The sequence below is a fragment of the Roseateles sp. genome (assembly GCF_039595595.1).
Lineage (GTDB): Bacteria > Pseudomonadota > Gammaproteobacteria > Burkholderiales > Burkholderiaceae_C > Roseateles.
Window position 1 is genome coordinate 129,886 of the sequence record NZ_JBCNLG010000011.1, and the last position, 21,870, is coordinate 151,755.

Consider the following 21,870-nt stretch of genomic DNA (forward strand, 5'->3'; position numbering starts at 1 on the left):
CCGCGTCATCCGCCGGCTGGCGGATGCGCCTTCCTGATTTGACCCACCCAGGCCGCGGCGAGCGCCGCTGCCTCCCGCTCCTCTTGATCCGTGAGCGGCGGGTCGTTGCCATCGCTGGTCGGAAGAATGATCGGGGCCAGGGTCTCGTACGCGATTCCATAGGCGTGCGCCTCGACTTTCGAGAGGCCCAGCGCCTGGCCGCGGAGACCGAGTACACGCGCGGAGTAGGGATCGCCGTCCAGGAAGTCTCCGCGCAGCGCGTTGACCAGCGGTTGGCGCATCGACTCGGGCGGGTCGAAGCGGACGGCCTCGGCGTAGATGATCCCGACGCCCTTCACGCCGCCCGCGATGGCGCGCTCGGCGAGTTCTTTCGTCCGCGCCTTCATGTCGTCGGTCAGGGACTGGCATCGGCGGCCGCGCTGATCGGTCTCGTCGATCACGCGGTTGGCTATCCGCTCGTCCATCTGCCCGGCCGACTTCAAGGCCTCGATCGAGAAGCGCGTGATGTCGACCACGCTGCAGTTGGAGATCAGTTGCGCGGCGCGGCCCGCCTGCTGCGCCGTCCCGCCGTTGAGCGCGGCGAGCACGAGCTGGCCGTAGTCCGCGATCGCCGCCTCGGCGCCGACCCCATCCGACGCCGAGGCGCGCACCGCGGAAGCCCCTGCGGCAGGCATCGCGATGGGGATGCCGGACGCGGCCGGGGCCGGCTCCGCCGCGCCTGGCGCAGTCCGCGCCGCGAGCATCGCCCGCTCGCCGCCGGCCGGACGCGTCCAGACGTAGGCGATCGCCGCCGCGGCGATCAACGAGCCGGCGACGAACGCCGTGCGGCGGGCCAGGCTCACTTCGGCTGCTTGACGATGCGCAGGTAGGGCTTGGGCGCCTTCCAGCCTTCGGGGTAGATCGTCTTGGCTTCGTCGTCCGAGACCGAGCCCGCGATGATCACGTCATCGCCCTGCTTCCAGTTCACCGGCGTGGCGACGCGATGCTTGGCGGTCAGTTGCATCGAATCCAGCACGCGCAGGATCTCGTCGAAGTTGCGGCCCGTCGTCATCGGGTAGGTCAGCATCAGCTTGATCTTCTTGTCCGGGCCGATGATGAACACCGAACGCACCGTCGCGTTGGTGGCCGCGGTGCGGCCGTCGGAGGTGCCCGCCTCGTCGGCCGGCAGCATGTTGTAGAGCTTGGCGACGTTCAGGTCGGTGTCGCCGATCATCGGGTACTTCACCGCGGCGCCCTGGGTCTCCTCGATGTCGGCGGCCCACTTCGAGTGGTTCTCGACCGGATCGATGGACAGGCCGATCAGCTTGGCGTTGCGCTTGGTGAATTCCGGCTCGATCTTCGCCATGTAGCCCAGTTCGGTCGTGCACACCGGGGTGAAGTCCTTGGGGTGCGAGAAAAGGATGGCCCAGCTGTCGCCGATCCAGCTGTGGAAGTCGATCTCCCCGTGCGTGGTCTTGGCGGTGAAGTTCGGGGCGGTGTCGTTGATGCGCAGAGACATGGTGGGCTCCAGGTTGAGGGGGCCGCCGCTGCGCGCGGGCGAGCGGCGGGAGGGCGCGAGGCCGGACGATTCTCGTCGTCAATCGGACGGGGAACGGCCGGGAGGCGACATTCTTGTCCTTCAAACCGACGACGCGGAAAGTCTGCCCTATGCCCTTGCTCGGGCCGCGACTTTACTCATTTGCTCAGCGCATGTCGGCCGGGCCGGCGGGGCGTTCGCGGCTCATTGGCTGAAGGTCCAGTTGAGCCCGCCGGTCCACCAGGTTTCGCGGGGCGCCGAGCCGACGGCGTCGCCGCGCGCGATGCTGAGATCGAGCGACAGGCGCTCGTTGATGTCGTGGCGCAGACCGAGCCGCTTGAGCGGGCGCGTGCCGTCGTGGAAGACCTCGGCGAGGAACTGCGAGCCGGCCGTCATCTGCCATGCGACAGCTGCGCCGCGCTGGGTGCGATCGGGCGCGCCACTGGCGAACGCGCGGCCGAGATTGAGGTGGAACGCGAGGTCGTCGCGGGGCGTCCAGCTCAGCGGCATCAGCAGGGAGCGCTGCGCCCGCGGGGTCTGGTCTTGCCAGCGCAGCGCGCCGACAAGGCCGATCGACAAGCGCGGCTGGAGATCAGTGGCCCACTTCAGCTGCAAGGCGTGGAGGTGGCGGGTGGACGCGGAGCGCGTCGTCTCGCGATCGCCGTTGATCTCGGCCTCGAGCCCCATGACGTGGCAGCCCACGCCGGCGTGCTGGAGCTGGCGCCGGTCCGTGCCCGAGCGCTCGGCCCAGAGCTCGAGCGTGCACTGGCCTGGAACGGCGATGACCGCGTCGTCGACGGCGTGATGGCCGCCAGCGGCCAGGCAGGGGAAGGGAAGCAGCAGGCTGGCCGGGAGAACCAGCAGGAAGAGGGGCATGGGGGATCTCCTGTCGGGGGAGTGTGGCCCCCGAAGGGGGGCCGGATGATGACGATGGGGGATGCGAACGATCGCGACGGGTGAGTCGTCGGAATGGGGCAACAAGTGCCACTCGCGAATGGCCCTGGGTTCATCCGAAAATCGTTCACGAAGTCGTCGCGCGCCGATAGACTTCGCTTCCTCGCCCCAGGCTGCCCCCCGTCCTCATTGATCCTGGACGGGCTGTGCCCCTGGGGCGTTATTTCTCCCCTTCAGCAAATCCCTGGACGATCAAGCCTCATGTCATCCAATCCCTCTTGAAGGGGCAACTGCGGCTTGAAGATCTGACCGACTCCGACGTGGTACCGGATGTGCGGCAGAAGGGAGTCGACATGAACATCGGCGATGTGGCAGCCCGTCTCTGCAAGTCTGCAGGAGCACATCGATGGTCTCCGATCCACCGCCAGGCGGCGTCGTCGGCCTGACGAAGAGCCGGCCAGACCGCTGATGAAGCTCGTTGAAGAAGCGGCCTGAGCCGAACGGCCCGAGTCCGCCGAGAAAGCTATCGCCCCGATAGGCGACGGCTGTTGCTCCGATCTCCTGCCGAGTCCTAGACTCGTCCGCGCTCGCACGTTGCGGACAAGCGGACGGTTCCCCAAGGCTCAACTCAGGAGACGGACATGTCAGTCGAATCCAAGTGCCCCTTCACGGGCGTGTCACACAAGCACACGGTGGCCGGAGCCAAAGGCAACCGCGATTGGTGGCCCGATCAGCTCAACCTCTCCATCCTCTCGCTTCACTCGCCCAAGACCAATCCGATGGGCGAGGAGTTCAAGTACGCGCACGAGTTCAAGACCCTGGACCTGGACGCCGTCGTCAAGGACCTGCATGCGCTGATGACCGATTCGCAGGACTGGTGGCCCGCCGACTACGGCCACTACGGCCCGTTCTTCATCCGCATGGCGTGGCACTCGGCCGGCACCTATCGCGTGCAGGACGGCCGCGGCGGCGCGGGCACCGGCGCGCAGCGCTTCGCGCCGCTCAACAGCTGGCCGGACAACGGCAACCTCGACAAGGCCCGCCGCCTGCTCTGGCCGGTCAAGCAGAAGTACGGGCGCAAGCTGTCGTGGGCCGATCTGATGATCCTGGCCGGCAACGTCGCGCTGGAATCGATGGGCTTCAAGACCTTCGGTTTCGCTGGCGGCCGCGCCGACGTGTGGGAGCCCGAGACCGACATCTTCTGGGGCCCGGAGACCACCTGGCTGGGTGACGAGCGCTACGCCGGCGACCGCGACCTGGCCAATCCGCTCGCCGCGGTGCAGATGGGTCTGATCTACGTGAACCCGGAGGGCCCGAACGGCAATCCCGATCCGGCCCAGTCGGCGCGCGACATCCGCGAGACCTTCAAGCGCATGGCGATGAACGACGAAGAGACCGTGGCGCTGGTGGCCGGCGGCCACACCTTCGGCAAGGCGCATGGCGCGGGCGACGCGAGCCAGGTCGGCGCGATGCCGGAAGGCGCGGAGCTCGAGGAGCAGGGCCTGGGCTGGAAGAACAAGTTCGGCGATGGCATGGGCGTCTACACCATCACCAGCGGCATCGAGGGCGCCTGGACGCCGACGCCGACCCAGTGGGACAACAGCTACTTCGAGACGCTGTTCGGCTATGAATGGGAACTGACGAAGAGCCCGGCCGGCGCGCACCAGTGGACGCCCAAGGGCGGCGCCGGCGCGGGCACCGTCCCCGACGCGCACGACAAGAGCCGCAGCCACGCCCCGATGATGACGACGGCCGACCTCGCGCTGCGCGTCGATCCGGCCTACGAGAAGATCTCGCGCCGCTTCCTGCAGCACCCGGAGGAACTGGCCGACGCGTTCGCGCGCGCCTGGTTCAAGCTCACGCACCGGGACATGGGGCCGCTGTCCCGCTACCTCGGCAAGCTGGTGCCGAAGGAAGAGCTCATCTGGCAGGACCCGGTCCCGAAGGTCTCGCATCCGCTGGTCGATGACAAGGACGTCGCGGCGCTGAAGGCCGCGCTGCTCGCCAGCGGGCTGAGCGTGTCGCAGCTGGTGACCACGGCGTGGGCCTCGGCGTCCACCTTCCGCGGCGGCGACAAGCGCGGCGGCGCCAACGGCGCGCGGATCCGCCTCGCACCGCAGAAGGAATGGCCGGTCAACCAGCCGAGCGAGCTCGAGAAGGTGCTGGCCAAGCTCGAAGCGGTGCGCAAGGAGTTCAACGGCGCGGCGGCCGGCGGCAAGCAGATCTCGCTGGCCGACCTGATCGTGCTGGGCGGCTCCGCGGGCATCGAGGCCGCGGCGAGGAAGGCGGGGCACGAACTCGTCGTGCCCTTCACGCCGGGCCGCACCGACGCGACGCAGGAGCAGACGGACGTCGAGTCCTTTGGCGTGCTCGAGCCGGCCGCCGACGCCTTCCGCAACTACATCCGCAAGGATCTGGTGAAGCACGCCGCCGAGCTGATGGTGGACAAGGCGCAGCTGCTGACACTGAGCGCGCCGGAACTCACCGCGTTGATCGGCGGGATGCGGATGCTGGGCACGAATTTCGGCCACACGAAGCACGGCGTCTTCACGACGCGGCCTGAGACTCTGAGCAACGACTTCTTCGTCAACCTGCTGGACATGCGGACGAAGTGGCAGCGCTCGGAAAGCGACGAAGGCGTGCTCGAGGGCCGCGACCGGACCTCGGGGGCGCTGAAGTGGACCGGCACGGCGGCGGATCTGGTGTTTGGCTCCAACTCGCAGCTGCGGGCGCTGTCGGAGGTCTATGCCTCGAAGGACGGGGAGCAGGTGTTCGTCCGGGACTTCGTCAAGGCGTGGACCAAGGTGATGAACCTGGATCGCTACGACCTGATGTGATCCGCCAAAGGGGCTGGCGCCTGGAAAGGCAGCCGGCCCTGTCGGCGTGGCGGCTGTAGGCGGATTGGCTACGTTGTGGGCAATTTGGCTACAGCGTCGGCGATCCGGCCAGACTTGAGCGGCTTTGGAACGTTTCGTTCCAGCTTTCTTTCCATCTGTTTCCTAAGATTCCCGGATGGATGCCACTTCCAACAAGCCGGCCCACCGGCAGTTCCCTTTTTCCATGCTCGTTGCCGCCTTGCTGGCGCTCGGCCTGGGCGCCTGCGGCGGCGGAGGCAGCGATGCACCGGCCAGCGGTGGCACCCCGGTCACGCCCACCCCGACCGATCCCAGCCAGCCCGGACCGACGACGCCTCCCGTCGTCGCCGGCACCTGCGACCTGCCCAACTTCAAGCAGGACCTGCTGGACCGCATCAACGCGCTGCGCGCTTCGGGCGCCAATTGCGGCGGCACGAACTACCCCGCCGTGCCGCCGGTCGTCTGGAACGACAAGCTGACCCAGGCCGCCGACGGCCACGCGCTCGACATGGCGACGAAGAACTACTTCAGCCATGACAGCCAGGACGGACGCACCTTCGTCGACCGCATCAACGCGGTCAACTACAGCTGGGCCGCGGTCGGCGAGAACATCGCCGCCGGGCAGGCGGACGTGGCGTCGGTGATGAGCTCCTGGCGCAACAGCGCCGGCCACTGCGCCAACCTGATGTCGGCGAACTTCGTCGACATGGGCGTCGCCTGCCGGCCCGCTGCCTCCTCGTCGAACGCCTACAGCAAGTACTGGGTCATGGACCTGGGCAAGCAGCGCTGATCGCTGTCAGCGCTTCATCCGCGCGCCGGGCGGCGGACCGCGCGCAGCTCAAGCGCAAGGCGCCGGGCGACCCCGCATACACTCCCTCCCCATGCAGCTGAAGATCGTCGTCTACTCCAAGTCCGCCTGCCCGCAATGCGACACGGCGAAGAGCCTCCTCAAGTCCCGCGGGATGGAATTCCAGGAGATCCTGATCGACGACGAGGCCGAGCGCCTGGCCTTCTACGAGAAGTGCGGCCCATCGGTGCGCCAGATGCCGCAGGTCTTCATCAACGACCAGCGCGTCGGCGGCGTCACCGGCCTGCAGGCCGCGCTGAAGCAGCTGGGCCGCTGAGCCCTCGCGGACCGGGCGCGAGGCCCGGCCGCGCCACGTCGTTCACTTCGGCGGGGCGATGCCCAGCAAGCCGTCGCGCGTGCTGCCGCGCACCTTCGGCCCGATCCAGACCTTCATCATCATCGGGAAGAAGCTCTCGCCCTGGATGGTGTCGCCGATCTTCTGGCCATTGAGGCTGAACTCGGTGGTCTGCTTCACCGGGTCGTAGTCGATCGCGCACAGATCGCCCTTGAGCAGCTTGGCGCGGTTGCCGAAGATCACGCCCAGCTGCGAGGTCTGGACGATGTTCTTGTTGAACTCCTCCGCCGCGTTCTGGCGGATGCGGTCCAGCATCGCGTTGGCCAGGTCGCGCGAGGACACGTCGCGCATCATGTAGAAGGTGATGCGCTTGGCCCCCTTCTCCGCGACGGCCGCCTCCATCGTCGACTGCTTGCGCGGCAGGTAGAAGGCCACCGCCGTCGAGCGCGTCGAGAGGATGCTGGAAGTGGCCGCGCCGTTGAGTTGCAGCGTCTGGCCGTGCAGCACCGTGGTGTCCTGGAACTTGTAGCCTTCGACGTCCACCTCGGCGGCAAAGGACAGGCTGGAAGCGGCCAGGAGGCCGATGGACAGGGCGTTGCGCAAGGCGGTCTTGATCTTGAATGGCATGGATGTCTCCTCCGCTCGAATCGCGGTGGGGGCGGATTAAACGCGAGCGGCTGTGGCGCGTCAGCCCCGGAAACTGGGGCCGTGCCTCTAATCGCGGGGCCGATGTGACGTTTACCACGGCACCCCCGCGCATCCGCTGGCACGATGCGCGCCGCTTCATCACGCCCCTGTCGCCAGCGCCGTGAACCAGTTGCGGACCGCATTCAGACCGGTTGCCGCGTCGATGAAGGACCGCCCAAGAATTCCAAGTCCTCCGGAGAGATCCCTGTGTCCATCGACTGTTTCCGCCTGATGCCGCGCGCCCTTGCCGTGGCCGCCGCCCTGCTTGCCGCCGCGGGTGCCGCCCACGCCACCGAGAACAGCCAGGTCCGCGCGCTGCTGGGCGCGCCGTCCTATGAGATCTCGACGCCGCAGTTCCCCGGCCTGTATGCGCAGTTCTGGGTCCAGCACTACGAGGCCGACAAGCTGCGCGATGCCGATGGCCACACGCCGACGCGCGCGATGGCCGTGCCTGGTGTCGGCACGCTGCCGCTGACGGTCAATGGCTCGATCAAGGCGGATGTCTTCGTGCCGCGTCTGACCTGGGTCACCGAGAAGATCGTGATGGAGGGCCGGCTGGGCTTCTCCGCCGCCTTCCCGATGGTGCGCCAGACCAACGACTTCACGCTGACGACGGTGATCCCCGCGGCCGTGCCGCCGGCCGCCGCCGCGCAGATCAACGCGCAGCTGGCGGGCGCCGGTGCCGCGCTGTCGGGCAAGCGCAGCGGCCTGGCCGATCCGGAGCTGGCCGCCTATCTCGACTGGCAGCAGGACGAGTCGCGGGTGGCGCTGGGGGTCGCGTTCAATCCGCCGCTGGGCTCGTACGACGCGAGCCGCGCGGTCAATCCGGGCGCTGGCAAGTTCTGGACCTTCAAGCCGCTGCTGGTGGCTTCGCGCGTGTGGGAGAACGGCATCGCCGTCGGCCTGCGCGCGACCTACTCGTTCAACACCCGCAACGACGACACCGGCGTGCGCTCCGGCCAGTACCTGCATGCGGACTGGTCCGGCACCTATCAGCTGAACGACCAGTGGAAGGTCGGCGTGCAGGGTTACGTGCTCAAGCAGTTCACGGCGGATCAGGGCAGCGCGGCCGGCGCCAACAAGGTGCAGGCGCTGTCGGCCGGACCGCTGGTCGCTTACCTGTCGGAGAGCGGCGACTGGGGCGTCGACTTCAAGGTGATGAAGGAGTTCTCGGTGCGCAACCGCCCCGAGGGCACCGTGACCTGGCTGCGGCTGAACTACCGGTTGAACTGACCCGGAACGCCGCTCAGCGCTCGTAGAGCTCGAGCGGCAAGCCGTCCGGATCGGCGAAGAAGGTGAAGCGCTTGCCGGTGAGCTCGTCGACGCGCACCGGCTCGACGGCGACGCCGCGCGCCTCGAGTTCGGCCTTGCCGCGCTCGACGTCGTCCACCTCGAACGCGAGATGGCGCAGCCCCTGCGCCTCCGGATACGACGGGCGCGGCGGCGCGCCCGGGAAGCTGAACAGCTCGATCTGCCCGCCGTCCGGCAGCGCCAGGTCCAGCTTGTGCGAGCGGCGCGCCTCGCGATAGGTCTCCGCGATCACGCGCAGGCCCAGCACCTCGGTGTAGAAGCGGCGCGAGCGCTCGTAGTCCGAGCAGATGATCGCGGCGTGGTGGATGCGCAGCAGCATGGCAGTCTGTTCTCCCGTTCGCGTCGGAACCATCAATCCATCGCCGGCCGGCGGCCAGCCATCAGCGTCGCCTTCAAGGCGTCGACGTCGACCGGCTTGACCATGTGGTCATCGAAGCCGGCCGCGCGCGTGCGCTCGCGGTCCTGCTCCTGGCCCCAGCCGGTCAGCGCGATCAGGCGCGGCTGGCCGATCTCGCCGCTCATCTCGCGCAGCCGCCGCGCGACTTCGTGCCCATCCATGTCCGGCATGCCGATGTCCAGCAGGATCGCGTCCGGGCGCAGCGCGCGCACCGAGTCCAGCGCCGTCGGGCCGTCATAGGCCACCTCGACCTCCGCGCCCATCAGCCGCAGCAGCTCGGCCGTCGTGTCGGCGGCATCGCGGTTGTCATCGACCAGCAGCAGCCGCGCCGCCAGCGGGCCGTCGTCGCGCGCCTCGGCCGGCGCGCTCGCGACCGGCGCCGGAATCTCCGGCAGCCGCAACTGGAACCGGCTGCCCTGGCCCAGGCCCTCGCTGAAGGCCGTCAGCTGACCGCCGTGCAGCCGCGCCAGCGTCTGCGCCAGGCTCAGCCCGATGCCCAGCCCGCCCTGCGAGCGGCTGTGCGAGCGGTCCAGTTGCGAGAACAGCTCGAACAACTGCGGCAGTTGCTCGGGCGCGATGCCGATGCCGGTGTCGGTCACGGTGATCACGGCGTCGGCGTCCTCACGCGTGACGTGGACGTCGATGTGGCCGCCCGGGTCGGTGTAGCGCGCGGCGTTGTTCAGCAGGTTCACCAGCAGCTGCGTGAGCCGCACCGGATCGCCCTGCACCCACGGCGCCGGCCCGTCGAAGCGCAGCGTCAGCTTGTGATGCTCGCGGTCGACCAGCGGATGGCTGCTCTCGACGGCGGCATCGGCGATGTTGCTCAGGCTCACCGGCTCGTGGCGCAGCGTGATCAGCCCGCGGCTGATGCGCGAGACCTCCAGCAGGTCATCGACCAGGCGGACCATGTGATTGACCTGACGCTCGAGCAGATCCCGGATCTGGACGAAGCGCCCCTCGCGATCGGCGGCGCCCAGCAGGTGCACCGCGTTGCGGATCGGCGCCAGCGGATTGCGCAGCTCGTGCGCGAGCGTGGCCAGAAACTCGTCCTTGCGCCGGTCCGAGCGCAGCAGCCGCTCCTCCCGGTCCTGCGCGATCGCCTGGTTGCGCGCGCGCTCGACCGCCACGCGGGTGCGGTGCGCCACTTCGCGGATCAGCGCGACGTCTTCGTTGCTCCAGGCGCGCGGCGACTCGTCATGCACGAACAGCAGCGCCACCAGCCGGCCCTGCTCCAGCACCGGCACGTTGACGATGGAGCGCACCCGCATCGCGTCGAAGGCGGCGCCATGGTCGCGGGTCAGGGGATCGTCGGCCACATCGGCGATGGCGACGACCTCGTCGCGCTTGAGCGCCTCGACGAAGCTGCCGTAGTCGCGCAAGCGCCGCGTGCCCGCCAGGCTGTCGAGCCCTCCGCGCATCCAGTCGCGCTCGATGCGCACGGTCTCGGCCTCGTGATCGACGGTGCAGTAGCCCGCCCGCGTCGCCGACAGCATCATCCCCAGCATCTGCGCCGCGGCGAAGCCGACGTCCGCGGGCGCACCGACCTCGCGCAACCGCTCGCTCAGGCCGGCGAGCGCGGCGCGCCGCTGCTCGCCGCGCACGCGGGCGGTGACGTCGACGCCCTCGACGAAGATGTGCGACACCGTGCCGTCGTCATCGCGGATCGGCTGATAGACGAAATCCAGGAAGTGCTCCTGCGGCGTCCCGTCCTCGCCCGCGGAGACGAACAGCGCCGACTGGGCGGTGTAGGCGCGGCCGGTGGCGCGGACCGCGTCGAGCAGCTTCACGTAGCCCTGCGCGGCCGCGTCCGGCAGCGCCTCGGCGATGCCGCGGCCCAGCACGTCGCGGTGGCCGATCAGGCGCTGGTAGGCGGGGTTGACCGATTCGAAGCGGTGCTCGGGACCGGCCAGCACGGCCATGAAGCTGGGCGCCTGCTCGAACAGCTTGCTCAGCCGCTCGCGCTCGCCGCGCACGCGCCGCTCGGCGGTCACCTTGGCCGTGGTCTCGACGACGATCGCCATCACGCCCGCCGGCCGGCCGGCGTCGTCCAGCAGCGGCGAATAGTCCAGGTTCAGCCACACCTGCTCGGCGCGGCCATGGCGGTGCAGCACCAGCACCTGATCCTCGTAGTGCAGCGTGCCGCCGGCCAGGCCGACGCGCATGACGTTGTCGTTGAAGTCGGCCACCTCGGGCCAGCCTTCGCGCACGTTGGTGCCAAGCAGCTGAGGATGGCGTGCGCCCGCGAACACGCCATAGGCGTCGTTGTAGATCATCACGCCGGGTTCGCCCCACAGCATCACGATGGGCACGCGTGCCCGCAGCATCAGCGCGGTGGCATGGCGCACATGGTCGGGCCAGCCGGTCAGCGGGCCGAGCGCGGTGCGGCGCCAGTCGAAGTCGGCGATCCGGCGCGCGATGTCGCCGCCGCCCGCGAGGAAGGGCGGCAAGGGAGGCGCGGCGGGGGCATCGGCGGAACCGGAGGCGGCGGGGAAAGCGGGCAAGAAGGCTCCCGGGTCGAGGGAATCCGCGAGTATCCGCCCAAGCCATGGCGTCATTGGCCGTACGCCGAACGGCATCGGCGGCGCGTGGCATTGCGTCAGCGTTGACATGCCGGTTTACCGGGGGGTCAAACGCCTTGCGGCCAGCTGATGCATGATGCGGGGCCTTCTCCCAGGGCGTCTGTTCCGGAGCCTGGTCCGCTTCGTCCGTCACTGATTCCACACAGTCCGATGCGCCTGTTGCGTGAGACTTCCCGCCGATGACCCGAACTCCGATCTCAGGGCCGCGATCCCCGCAGGCCATGGCGTCGCCGACGCGCTTCCTGCCGCCGCAAGTCCTGACCCTCGCGCTGATGCTCGCGGGCTGCGTCAACCTCGCGCCGGACTACCACCGCCCCGAACCGGCCGTGCCGGCATCGGCGTCGGCGGCGCCGGCCGCCGAGCCCGCCGTGCCGGATTGGCCGGCGATGTTCCTCGACGAGCGGCTGCGCGGCGCCGTCGCCCTGGCGCTGCGCGAGAACCGCGACCTGCGCGTCGCCGCGCTGCAGGTCGAGCAGGCCCGCGCCGCCTTCCGCCAGACCGATGCGCAGCGCCTGCCCGCGCTGGGCGTCTCCGCGGGTGCCACCCGCAGCGGCGCGGCGGGGCAGGTCACGCAGCAGGTGTCGATGCAGCTGGCGCTGTCCAGCTTCGAGCTCGACTTCTTCGGCCGCGTGCGCAACCTGAGCGCGTCGGCCGAAGAATCCCTGTTGGGCGCCGCCGAGTCGCGCCGCAGCGTCCAGATCACGCTGGTCGCCGAGACCGCGAGCGCCTGGTTGACCTGGGCTGCCGACCTGGAGCGGCAACGGCTCGCGCAGCAGACGCTGGAGAGCCAGCAGCGCTCCTTGGCGCTGACCCGCCGCCGCCATGCGGCGGGCGCGGTGTCGGGCCTGGTGCTCGCGCAGGCGGAGACGGCCGTGCAGAGCGCGATCGCCGAAGCCGCCGCCTATCCGGCGACGATCGCGCAGGACCGCCATGCGCTGGAGCTGCTGCTCGGCGCGGCGCTGCCGGCGGACTTCGAGCCGCGTGCCGATGACGCGCTGGCATCGGTGAGCCTGCTGGTCGATCTGCCAGCCGGCGTGCCGTCGAGCGTGCTGCAGCGCCGTCCGGACGTGCTCGCGGCCGAGCATGCGCTGATCGCGAAGCACGCGGACATCGGCGCGGCGCGCGCGGCGCGGTTTCCGTCCATCAGCCTGACCGCGAGCGCGGGCACCGGCAGCAGCGCGCTGTCAGGCCTGTTCAAGGCGGGCAGCGGGTCGTGGAGCTTCGGCCCGTCGGCGTCGCTGCCGATCTTCGACGGCGGCGCGCGCGATGCCGCCGTGCGCCAGGCCGAGGCCAGCCGCGACATCGCGCTGGCGACCTACGACAAGACCGTGCAGACAGCGTTCCGCGAAGTCGCCGACGCGCTCGCCGTGCGCGCGACGCTGGCCGACCGGCTGGCGGCGCAGCAGGCGCTGCTGGCGTCGGCGGAGCGCCAGCTGCGTCTGGCGGAGACGCAGTACCGCGCCGGCAGCACGACGCAGCTGGACCTGCTCGATGCGCAGCGCTCGCTGATGGGCGCGCAGCAGGCGCTGGTGACGCTGCGGCTGAGCGAGCAGCTCAACCGCATCACGCTCTACAAGGTGCTGGGCGGCGGCTGGGGCGATGCTGGCGCGGTGGCCGCCGCGCGGTGAGCGTGGCGGATTCAGGGATCGAGGGAGTTCGAATGAAGCAGTGGATGAGGCCGGGCCGGCTGGCGCTGACCGTGGCGGGACTTGGGGTGGCGGCTCTGGTGGTGAAGGCGGTCTGGTTCAGCCCGCCGCCGCCGCCGCAGGTGACGTCGGCCGCGGTCGAGCGCGGCGACCTGGAGGTCAGCGTGCTGGCCACCGGCACGATCAACGCGTTCAAGCTGGTGAGCGTCGGCGCCCGCGCGACCGGTGAAGTGAAGCGGCTGGCGGTGGCGCTGGGCGACAAGGTCAAGGAAGGCCAGCTCATCGCCGAGATCGACGCGCTGACGCAGCAGAACGAGTTGCGCGACGCCGAGGCCTCGCTGCGCAGCGCCGAGGCGCTGTTGACCGCGCGCCGGGCGACGCTGGCGCAGGCCGACCTCGCCGCGAAGCGGCAGCGCGAACTGGCCTCGGGCGATGCCGGCGCGCGCGCCGATCTGGAAACCGCGGAAGCGACGCTCAACACCGCGCGCGCCGATGTCGAGTCGCAGCAGGCCATCGTCGCGCAGGCCCGCATCAAGGTGGACACCGCGCGCCTGAACCTCGGCTACGCCAAGGTGCTCGCGCCGATGGACGGCACCGTGGTCGCCATCGTCACCGAGCAGGGCCAGACGGTGAACGCCGCGCAGACGGCACCGACCATCATCAAGCTGGCGCGGCTGGACACGATGACGATCAAGGCGCGCATCTCGGAAGCCGACGTGCCGCGCGTCAAGGCCGGCATGCCGGTGCACTTCTCGCTGCTGGGCGATCCCGACCGCCGCATCGAGGCCACGCTGCGCGCCGTCGAGCCCGGCGACACGACGCTGGCCGACGCGACGACCGCCACGGGCTCGTCGACCTCGGGCAGCTCCGCCACGGCCAGCGCGATCTACTACAACGGCATCTTCGACGTGCCCAATCCCGACGGCACGCTGCGCATCAACATGACGGCGCAGGCGACCATCGTGCTGGCTCAGGCGAAAGCGACGCTGTCGATCCCGGTCGCGGCGCTCGGCGCCCGCGAGGGCAAGAGCGATCGCTACAAGGTCCGCGTGGTCGGTGCCGAAGGCCGGCTCGAGGATCGCCAGGTCCGCATCGGACTGAACAACCGCGTGCGGGCGCAAGTGCTGGAAGGGCTGAAGGAGGGCGAGAAGGTCGTCACCGCCGAAGCCGCGCCGCTGGGCGCGGGCGCGGGGGCCTCGGGCGAGGAGCATCACCCGCCGCCGGGGAGGTGACCATGGCGGCGCTGCTCGAACTGCGCGGCCTCGTCCGCGAATATCCGGCCGGCGAGGGCACCGTGGCGGTGCTGCGCGATGTCGACCTGACGATCGAGGCTGGCGAGATGGTCGCCATCATCGGTCCGTCGGGCTCCGGCAAGTCGACGCTGATGAACATCCTGGGCTGCCTGGACCGGCCGACCCGCGGCAGCTACCGCGTTGCCGGCCAGGAGACCGGCGCGATGGGGCCGGATGAGCTCGCCCGGCTGCGGCGCGAGCATTTCGGCTTCATCTTCCAGCGCTATCAGTTGCTGGGCGACCTGGACGCGGTCGGCAACGTCGAGATCCCGTCGATCTACGCCGGCGCGCGGACCGAGCACCGGCACGCGCGCGCGAAGGCGCTGCTCGCGCGGCTGGGGCTGGCGGAGCGGCTGCATCACCGGCCGGGCCAGCTGTCCGGCGGTCAGCAGCAGCGCGTGTCGATCGCGCGGGCGCTGATGAACGGCGGCGACGTGATCCTGGCCGACGAGCCCACGGGCGCGCTCGATCAGGCCAGCGGCCGCGAGGTGATGAAGATCCTCGAGGAGTTGCATGCCGACGGCCACACCGTGATCCTGGTGACGCACGACGCGCAGGTGGCCGCGCATGCGCAGCGCGTGATCGAGATCAGCGATGGCGTCATCGTCGCCGACCGCCGGCGTCCGGACGCCGCGCCGCCAGCGGTGCTCGCCAAGCCGGACCCCGCGCCGGCGGGACCGGCCTGGGCGGCGGTGCTGGCGCGCGTGGCCGAGGCCACGCGCATGGCGCTCAAGGCCATGCTGGCGCACCGGCTGCGCACGCTGCTGACGATGCTGGGGATCATCATCGGCATCGCCTCGGTGGTGTCGGTGGTCGGGCTGGGGCAGGGGACGCGGCAGAAGGTGCTCGCCGACATCAATGCGATGGGGACGAACACCATCGACGTGATGGCGGGCGAGGGCTTCGGCGACCGGCGCGCCGGCGCGATCCGGACGCTGCGCGCAGGCGACGCGGACGCGCTGGCGCAGCTGGGCTATGTCGACAGCGTGACGCCGTCGGTGGCGGTCAGCGCGGGGCTGCGCTATCGCAATGTCGATGTCGGCGCCAGCGTCAGCGGCGTCGGCGAGCAGTTCTTCCGCGTGCGCGGCTACACGCTGGCGCAGGGGCGGGCCTTCGACGCGGCGGCGGTGCGGGCGCGGGCGCAGGACGCGGTCATCGACGACAACGCGCGCAAGCGGCTGTTTCCCCATGGCGAGCCGGCGCTGGGCGAGGTCATCCTGCTGGGCAGCGTGCCGGTGCGCATCGTCGGCGTGACGGCGAAGAAGTCCAGCGCCTTCGGCAACGATGACTCGATCAATGTGTGGGTGCCCTACACGACGGCGATGAACCGCATGAGCGGCCAGGACCATGTGAGCAGCATCACCGTGCGGGTCAGCGACGCGGTGCCCAATGCGGCGGCGGAGCAGGGCATCCGGAAGTTGCTGGCGCAGCGGCATGGGACCACCGACTTCTTCCTGTTCAACACCGACAGCATCCGCAAGACGGTGGAGCAGACGACCGGGGCGATCACGCTGCTGATCTCGGCGATCGCGTTCATCTCGCTGCTGGTGGGCGGGATCGGGGTGATGAACATCATGCTGGTGTCGGTGACCGAGCGCACCGGGGAGATCGGGGTGCGCATGGCGGTGGGGGCGCGGCAGGCGGACATCCTGCGGCAGTTCCTGATCGAGGCGGTGCTCGTGTGCCTGATCGGCGGCGGACTGGGCGTGGCCCTGGCGGTGGGCGCGAGCCTGATCTTCAACCACTTCGCGGAGGCGGCGGGATTCCGGATGCTGGTGTCGGTGACGGCGATCGCGGGGGCGTTCGCGGTGTCGTCGCTGATCGGCGTGATCTTCGGGTTCCTGCCGGCGCGCAACGCGGCGCGGCTCGATCCGGTGGAGGCGCTGGCCCGGCCTTGAGCGGGGCGACGGGGAGATCGCAGACAGTGGTTCCCCGGCGCGTCGGCCGGCGATGCAGTTCATGCGGGCGAGGATGCAGTTCGTCGGAACGCCGGCCGCGAGGAGGGGCAGCGCCTAGACTGCGGCGCGATCACACCAACCGTAGAGGGAAATCTTCCATGACCATCCGCCCCGCCGCTCTGCTGCTCGCGTCCGCCGCCGCGATCCTGTCCACCGGCTGCGTCATCGCCCCCAACACCACCGAGGCCAGCACCCAGCGCATGGACGACGTGCGCAAGATGAGCGACCAGGCCACCGCCACCTGCGGCACGGGCAATGTCAAGGAAGTGAACGCGAAGAGCTTCACCTGCAAGTGAATCGCCGGGGAGACCCCTCTCCCCCACCCTCTCCCCGCACGGCGGGGCGAGGGAGTTGAGGCGCCGCTCCCGCGAGTCATTTCCGCTCGCTCCCGGAGGGGGAGAGCAACGTGTCAAGCGCTGCTTACCAACTCCCTCGCCCCCCGCGAGGGGGGAGAGGGCAGGGGAGAGGGGGCTCTTCGCAGGACCTCCGACGCGTCTCGAATGCTCCCTGTCTGCTGACAGGACCTGACCCGCTTTCCCGCGAGGCCCGCGTATCGTTTCCCTTCAACCGCAATGGGAGACGACATGAGCACCGAACGAACCGACCGGCCGCTGGCCGGCCATGTGGCCGTAGTGACCGGCGGCAGCCGCGGCGCGGGCCGCGGCATCGCGCTGGAGCTGGGCGCCGCAGGCGCCACCGTCTACGTCACCGGCCGCAGCACACGCGCCCGCCCCGCGACGCAGTACGCACGTCTGCAATCGCTCGCGAATCTCCCCATCATCCCCGGCACCATCGACGACACCGCCGACGAGGTCACCCGGCTCGGCGGCCGCGGCATCGCTGCGCGCTGCGACCACACCGACGATGCTCAGGTCACCGCGCTCTTCCAGCGCGTGCGCTCCGAGCAAGGCCGCCTCGACCTGCTCGTCAACAACGCCTGGGGCGGTCACGAGGTCTTCAGCGGCGTGTTCGACGCTCCCTTCTGGGAGCGCCCGCTGGACGAATGGGACGCGATGATGGATCGTGGCGTTCGCAACCACCTGCTGGCCAGCCGTGCCGCCGCGCCGCTGCTGATCGCGCGCGGCGCTGGCCTCATCGTCACGACGACCTTCTGGGATCGCGGCCATTTCCTCAAGGGCAACCTCGTTTACGACCTCGCGAAAGCCGCGATGACGCGCCTGGCGGGCGGCATGGCGCAGGATCTCAGGCCTCACGGCGTCGCTTCGGTCGCGGTCTCCCCGGGCTGGATGCGGACCGAGTTCGTCCTCGCCGGGCACCATACCGACGAAGCGCACTGGCAGTCTCGCCCCGAGCTCGCCGGCACCGAATCCCCCCGCTACGTCGGCCGCGCGGTCGCCGCGCTCGCGGCCGATCCGCGCGTCATGGACCGCACAGGCCAGGTGCTGCGCGCTGGCGACCTTGCCGCTGAATATGGCTTCACCGACGTCGACGGCCGCCGCATTCCGCCCTTCGAGATGCAGAACCCCTGACAGGGGCTTTGCCCTTGCGCGATCATGGCCGCTCGTTCATCGAGATCAGGACCCGTCGCCATGCCCCTGTCCAGCGCGCCCTTTGCTCCGTTCTTCCTCGGCACCCGGCTGCCGCTGATCCAGGCGCCGCTGGCCGGCGTGCAGGGCGCGCGGCTGGCCTTGGCGGTCAGCAACGCGGGCGGGCTCGGCTCGCTGCCGGCGGCGCTGCTGACGCCGGAGGCGCTCGTGCAGGAACTGCAGGCGCTGCGCGACGGTACCGACAAGCCGTTCAACGTCAACTTCTTCGCCCACACCCCGCCGCCGATCGACGAGGCGCGCGAGGCGCGCTGGCGTGAGCGGCTCGGCGCGTACTACGCCGAGTTCGGCATCGATCCCGCGCAGATCAAGGCCGGCCCCGGCCGCCAGCCGTTCACGCCGGAGATCGCCGATCTCGTCGAGCCCTTCCGCCCGCCCGTGGTGAGCTTCCATTTCGGCCTGCCGCCGGCGGATCTGCTCGCGCGCGTGAAGGGCTGGGGTAGCCTGATCCTGGGCAACGCGACGACCGTCGACGAAGCGCGCTGGCTCGAGGCGCAGGGCGTTGACGCGGTGATCGCGCAGGGCTGGGAGGCGGGCGGCCATCGCGGCCATTTCCTCAGCGACGACCTGACGCGTCAGCCCGGCACGATGGCGTTGCTGCCGCAGATCGTGCGCGCGGTGAAGGTCCCGGTGATCGCGGCCGGCGGCATCGCCGACGTGCGCGGCATCCGAGCGGCGCTGGCGCTGGGCGCGTCGGCGGTGCAGCTCGGCACGGCGTTCCTGCTCTGTGACGAGGCCACCACCAGCGCGCCCCATCGCGCGGCGCTGCGCGACCCGGCCAACCACCACACCGCGGTCACCAACCTGTTCACCGGCCGGCCCGCGCGCGGCATCGTCAACCGGCTCATGCGCGAGGTCGGCCCGCTGAGCGACACCGCGCCGCAATTCCCGCTGGCGACCTCCGGCGTCGCGCCGCTGCGCGCCAAGGCGGAGGCGCAGGGCAGTGGCGACTTCTCGCCGCTGTGGGCGGGTCAGAACTTCTCCGCGGTGCGCGAGATCGGCGCCGCCGCGCTGGTGAACGAGCTCAGCGCGGCGTTCTGACCGGAGCTCTCGCGGCTGTCGCCCCCGGCCGCGAAGCGGCTTCCACCTCGCGCGCGACCTCGATCAGCGCCCGCAGCTTCGCCTGCTGCCCGGCGCGCTGCGGGAAGTAGAGGAACAGTCCCGGCTCCTCGACGCCCGCGCGCGGCAGCACCTGCCGCAGCGTGCCGGCGCGCAGCTCGTCGTGGACCAGCGGCTCGAAGAGATAGGCGATGCCCTCGCCCAGCAGCGCGAGCTCCTTCGCATAGAGCGAGTCGGTGACGCGCACCGGTCCGGGCACGGCCACGCTGACCGGTTTGCCGTGCTCCTTCAGATCCCAGTCGTAGACGGCGCCTGAACTCACGAACCGGTAGCCGATGCAGCGATGCCTCGCGAGGTCCGCGATCGTCGCCGGCTCGCCATGCGCCTGCAGGTAGGCCGGCGAGGCCACCAGCGCGATCCGCAGCGGCGGTGTCAGGCGCACCGCCACCATGTCCTGCGCCACCGTGTGGCCCAGCCGCACGCCGGCATCGAAGCCGGCGGCGACGATGTCCGCGAGCCCTTCGTCGGTGGCGATCTCGACGATCAGCTCCGGGTGGCGCGCCGTCAGCAGGCGCAGCATCGGCGTGATCGCGATCGGCAGCGCGATGCGCGGCACGTTGAGCCGCAGCACGCCGGCGACGCGTCCGCGCTGTGCGCCGACGTGGTCGACGGCCTCGGTGATCTCGTCCAGCGCCGGGCCAAGCGCGGCGACGAAGACCTCGCCGCTGGCGGTCAGGCGCACGCTGCGCGTGGTGCGGGTGAACAGCGGCTCGCCAAGCGCCCGTTCCACCGCCTGCACCGCGTGGCTCACCGCGGACGCGCTCAGGCCGAGCGCATTCGCCGCGGCGGCGAATCCCTGGCGCCGGTGCACCTCCAGCACGACCGGGAGATGAGCGAGCAGCGATCGATCCATTCATGCATGGTATCGAATGATGTGTGCGGTCTTGTCACCTTTATCGATGAGTGTTTCGCGGCGACAGTGCAGCCATGCGCTGGAGGAATCCGCCCAGGCGCAGGACCCTCGAACCCAACACCCACCGCGACAAGGACACCGCCATGAACGCTTCGACCACTCCCCGCGCCGCCGCCGTCCAGACCTGGCTGATCACCGGCACCTCCAGCGGACTGGGCCGCGCCTTCGCCGAGCACGCGATCGCCCGGGGCCACCGCGTCGTCGCCACCGCGCGCAAGCCAGAGGCGCTGGCCGACCTGGTCGCGCTGGCGCCGGATCGCGTGCTGGCGCTGGCGCTGGACGTGACCGCCGCCGGTGCGCCGGAAGCGGCGGTCGCCGCCGCGATCAACCGCTTCGGCCGCATCGACGTGCTGATCAACAACGCCGGTTATGGCGTTTTCGGGGCGCTGGAGGAAACACCGGATGACGAGCTGCGCGCCATCTTCGACACCAACTTCTTCGGCGCGATGGCCGTGACCCGCGCGGTGCTGCCGGTGATGCGCGAGCAGCGCGGTGGCGCGATCGTCAACATCTCCAGCCTCGGCGGACAGCTGTCGTTCGGCGGCTTCAGCGCCTACTCGGCGACCAAGTTCGCCATCGAAGGCGCGAGCGAGGCGCTCGCGCAGGAGGTCGCGCCTTTCGGCATCAAGGTGCTGATCGTCGAGCCGGGCCAGTTCCGCACGCAGCTGGCAGGCGGCGCGATGCGGCACATGCCGATCCTGGGCGTCTATGAGGAAGCGATCGGCGGCACGCGCGAGTTCGCGAAGAACATGCACCAGACGCAGCCCGGCGACCCGCGCAAGGCCGCGGCCGCGATGGAGCGCGCGATCGCCGCGCCGGACACGCCGCTGCGGCTGCAGCTGGGCGGGGACTCGGTCGACGCGGTGCGCGCGCACGCCCAGGCGCTGCTGGCCGAGATGGCCCAGTGGGAGCCGGTCGCGCGCGGCACCGACTTCGACGCCGCTTGAGCGCGCCGGGCCGCGGACAGCGCGCCGCTCAGGGCAGGCGCGCGCCGCGTGCCGCGATGTAGAGGGCGTACCACTCCTCGCGGCTGAGTTCGATGCGCAGCGCGTCGCCGCAGGCGCGGATGCGATCGGGGCTGGCCGAGCCGATGACGGGCTGGACGCGGGCGGGATGCTTCATCAGCCAGGCGAACAGGACGCCTTCCGGGCTGACGCCGTGACGCTGGGCCAACTGGTGCACGAGTGCGCGGGCGGCCTCGTCGGCGGGGTCCGTGGCGGTCTCGCCGCTGAAGCGGCCTCGGGCCAGCGCGGCCCAGGCCTGCAGCTGGATGCCGTGCTGCTGGCAGTGCTCCAGCGTGCCGGTCCAGGCCAGCGCGCCGGGGCGGGCGGCGGCCTGCCGGTCGTTGAAGCAGGTGCCGGCGTCCAGCGGCTCCAGGTGGCCCAGGCCGAGCTCGAGCTGGTTCACCACCAGCGGCTGATCCAGCGCGCGTCCCAGCCAGGCCATCTGGCCGGCGTTCATGTTGGACACGCCGAAGTGGCTGACCTTGCCTGCGCCGCGCAGGCGCTGGAAGGCCTCGGCGATCTCATCGGGCTGCATCAGCGGGTCGGGACGGTGCAGCAGCAGGATGTCCAGCTGCTCGGTGCCCAGGCGCTTCAGGCTGGCCTCGACCGCCTCGACGATGTAGCCGCCGGACAGGTCGTAGCGTCCCGGCAGGTCGCCCTCGGCGAAACGGATGCCGCACTTGCTCTGCAGCACGATGCGATCGCGCAGCGAGGGCTGGCGGCGCATCAGTTCGCCGAAGACCGACTCGGCCTTGCCCCGGGTGTAGATGTCGGCGTGGTCGAACAGCGTGACGCCGATCTCGAGCGCGGCCTCGACGGCGGCCTGTGCGTGATCGACGTGGGCGCTGGTCCACGGGGAGTCGTCCCAGTGGCCGCCCAGGCCCATGCAGCCATAGGCGAGCGGACTGACGGTCGGGAAATGCTGCTGCAGCGGAAGGGCGTGGCGCATGGCGGAGGAGTCGTTGATCGGAAACGGCCAGCGCGCCCATCGA

The 21,870-nt window shown here is 70.4% G+C and carries 19 protein-coding genes; 11 read left to right on the forward strand and 8 right to left on the reverse strand.

Features of this window, described 5'->3' with window-relative positions; genetic code table 11:
* Positions 1 to 5 precede the first annotated feature (5 nt).
* The 3 genes from ABDW61_RS15185 to ABDW61_RS15195 form a co-directional block, all read right to left on the reverse strand.
* A complete protein-coding gene (locus tag ABDW61_RS15185) occupies positions 6 to 842 on the reverse strand; it encodes a hypothetical protein (RefSeq protein ID WP_343639779.1) in 837 nt (278 codons plus the stop codon).
* Positions 839 to 1,498 carry a peroxiredoxin gene (locus tag ABDW61_RS15190; RefSeq protein ID WP_343639780.1) on the reverse strand — a complete coding sequence of 220 codons (660 nt, stop codon included), beginning with the start codon at positions 1,496 to 1,498 and terminating at the stop codon, positions 839 to 841. The genes ABDW61_RS15185 and ABDW61_RS15190 overlap by 4 nt, the downstream gene beginning before the upstream one ends.
* A gap of 222 nt (positions 1,499 to 1,720) precedes the next feature.
* On the reverse strand, positions 1,721 to 2,392 hold the full coding sequence (locus tag ABDW61_RS15195; RefSeq protein WP_343639782.1) for a hypothetical protein: 672 nt from the start codon (positions 2,390 to 2,392) through the stop codon (positions 1,721 to 1,723).
* 659 nt (positions 2,393 to 3,051) lie between these two features.
* Between ABDW61_RS15195 and katG the strand changes: the two genes are divergently transcribed.
* The 3 genes from katG (at position 3,052) to ABDW61_RS15210 (ending at position 6,389) form a co-directional block, all read left to right on the forward strand.
* Entirely contained in the window at positions 3,052 to 5,247 is a 2,196-nt protein-coding gene (gene katG / locus ABDW61_RS15200) for a catalase/peroxidase HPI (RefSeq protein ID WP_343639783.1), read from the forward strand.
* A gap of 175 nt (positions 5,248 to 5,422) precedes the next feature.
* Positions 5,423 to 6,055: a CAP domain-containing protein gene (locus ABDW61_RS15205; RefSeq protein ID WP_343639785.1), complete on the forward strand. Its 633-nt coding sequence runs from the start codon at positions 5,423 to 5,425 to the stop codon at positions 6,053 to 6,055.
* Positions 6,056 to 6,146: 91 nt separating this feature from the next.
* Positions 6,147 to 6,389 carry a glutaredoxin gene (locus ABDW61_RS15210; RefSeq protein WP_343639786.1) on the forward strand — a complete coding sequence of 81 codons (243 nt, stop codon included), beginning with the start codon at positions 6,147 to 6,149 and terminating at the stop codon, positions 6,387 to 6,389.
* 42 nt (positions 6,390 to 6,431) lie between these two features.
* On the opposite strand, the gene ABDW61_RS15215 is transcribed toward ABDW61_RS15210, so the two are convergent.
* On the reverse strand, positions 6,432 to 7,034 hold the full coding sequence (locus ABDW61_RS15215) for a chalcone isomerase family protein (protein WP_343639787.1): 603 nt from the start codon (positions 7,032 to 7,034) through the stop codon (positions 6,432 to 6,434).
* Positions 7,035 to 7,301: 267 nt separating this feature from the next.
* On the opposite strand from ABDW61_RS15215, the gene ABDW61_RS15220 reads away from it, so the two are divergent.
* Entirely contained in the window at positions 7,302 to 8,327 is a 1,026-nt protein-coding gene (locus ABDW61_RS15220; RefSeq protein WP_343639789.1) for a transporter, read from the forward strand.
* A gap of 13 nt (positions 8,328 to 8,340) precedes the next feature.
* On the opposite strand, the gene ABDW61_RS15225 is transcribed toward ABDW61_RS15220, so the two are convergent.
* A complete protein-coding gene (locus ABDW61_RS15225) occupies positions 8,341 to 8,724 on the reverse strand; it encodes a VOC family protein (RefSeq protein ID WP_343639790.1) in 384 nt (127 codons plus the stop codon).
* A gap of 32 nt (positions 8,725 to 8,756) precedes the next feature.
* Entirely contained in the window at positions 8,757 to 11,303 is a 2,547-nt protein-coding gene (locus ABDW61_RS15230; RefSeq protein WP_343639792.1) for an ATP-binding protein, read from the reverse strand.
* Between the two features lie 299 nt (positions 11,304 to 11,602).
* Here ABDW61_RS15230 and ABDW61_RS15235 point away from each other — a divergent pair, with 299 nt between their 5' ends.
* The 6 genes from ABDW61_RS15235 to ABDW61_RS15260 all read left to right on the forward strand — a co-directional run bounded on the left by ABDW61_RS15235 (position 11,603) and on the right by ABDW61_RS15260 (position 18,883).
* Positions 11,603 to 13,009 carry an efflux transporter outer membrane subunit gene (locus ABDW61_RS15235; protein WP_343639793.1) on the forward strand — a complete coding sequence of 469 codons (1,407 nt, stop codon included), beginning with the start codon at positions 11,603 to 11,605 and terminating at the stop codon, positions 13,007 to 13,009.
* Between the two features lie 32 nt (positions 13,010 to 13,041).
* Entirely contained in the window at positions 13,042 to 14,259 is a 1,218-nt protein-coding gene (locus ABDW61_RS15240) for an efflux RND transporter periplasmic adaptor subunit (protein WP_343639794.1), read from the forward strand.
* Between the two features lie 2 nt (positions 14,260 to 14,261).
* Positions 14,262 to 16,217 (forward strand): MacB family efflux pump subunit, encoded by a 1,956-nt coding sequence (locus ABDW61_RS15245; protein WP_343639795.1) that lies wholly within the window; start codon positions 14,262 to 14,264, stop codon positions 16,215 to 16,217.
* Positions 16,218 to 16,375: 158 nt separating this feature from the next.
* A complete protein-coding gene (locus tag ABDW61_RS15250) occupies positions 16,376 to 16,573 on the forward strand; it encodes a hypothetical protein (RefSeq protein WP_343639797.1) in 198 nt (65 codons plus the stop codon).
* A 288-nt stretch (positions 16,574 to 16,861) separates the two neighbouring features.
* Positions 16,862 to 17,767 carry an SDR family NAD(P)-dependent oxidoreductase gene (locus ABDW61_RS15255; RefSeq protein WP_343639799.1) on the forward strand — a complete coding sequence of 302 codons (906 nt, stop codon included), beginning with the start codon at positions 16,862 to 16,864 and terminating at the stop codon, positions 17,765 to 17,767.
* A gap of 60 nt (positions 17,768 to 17,827) precedes the next feature.
* Positions 17,828 to 18,883 (forward strand): nitronate monooxygenase, encoded by a 1,056-nt coding sequence (locus ABDW61_RS15260; protein WP_343639801.1) that lies wholly within the window; start codon positions 17,828 to 17,830, stop codon positions 18,881 to 18,883.
* Here the strand turns inward: ABDW61_RS15260 and ABDW61_RS15265 are convergent.
* Positions 18,867 to 19,814 (reverse strand): LysR family transcriptional regulator, encoded by a 948-nt coding sequence (locus tag ABDW61_RS15265; RefSeq protein WP_343639803.1) that lies wholly within the window; start codon positions 19,812 to 19,814, stop codon positions 18,867 to 18,869. The two genes, ABDW61_RS15260 and ABDW61_RS15265, sit on opposite strands and share 17 nt — an antisense overlap.
* A gap of 143 nt (positions 19,815 to 19,957) precedes the next feature.
* Between ABDW61_RS15265 and ABDW61_RS15270 the strand changes: the two genes are divergently transcribed.
* Positions 19,958 to 20,821, forward strand: a complete 864-nt coding sequence (locus ABDW61_RS15270; RefSeq protein ID WP_343639805.1) for an oxidoreductase — start codon at positions 19,958 to 19,960, stop codon at positions 20,819 to 20,821.
* Positions 20,822 to 20,849: 28 nt separating this feature from the next.
* Here the strand turns inward: ABDW61_RS15270 and ABDW61_RS15275 are convergent, their stop codons facing one another.
* Positions 20,850 to 21,827, reverse strand: coding sequence for an aldo/keto reductase (locus ABDW61_RS15275; protein ID WP_343639806.1), 978 nt, complete (start codon positions 21,825 to 21,827; stop codon positions 20,850 to 20,852).
* Positions 21,828 to 21,870 lie beyond the last annotated feature (43 nt).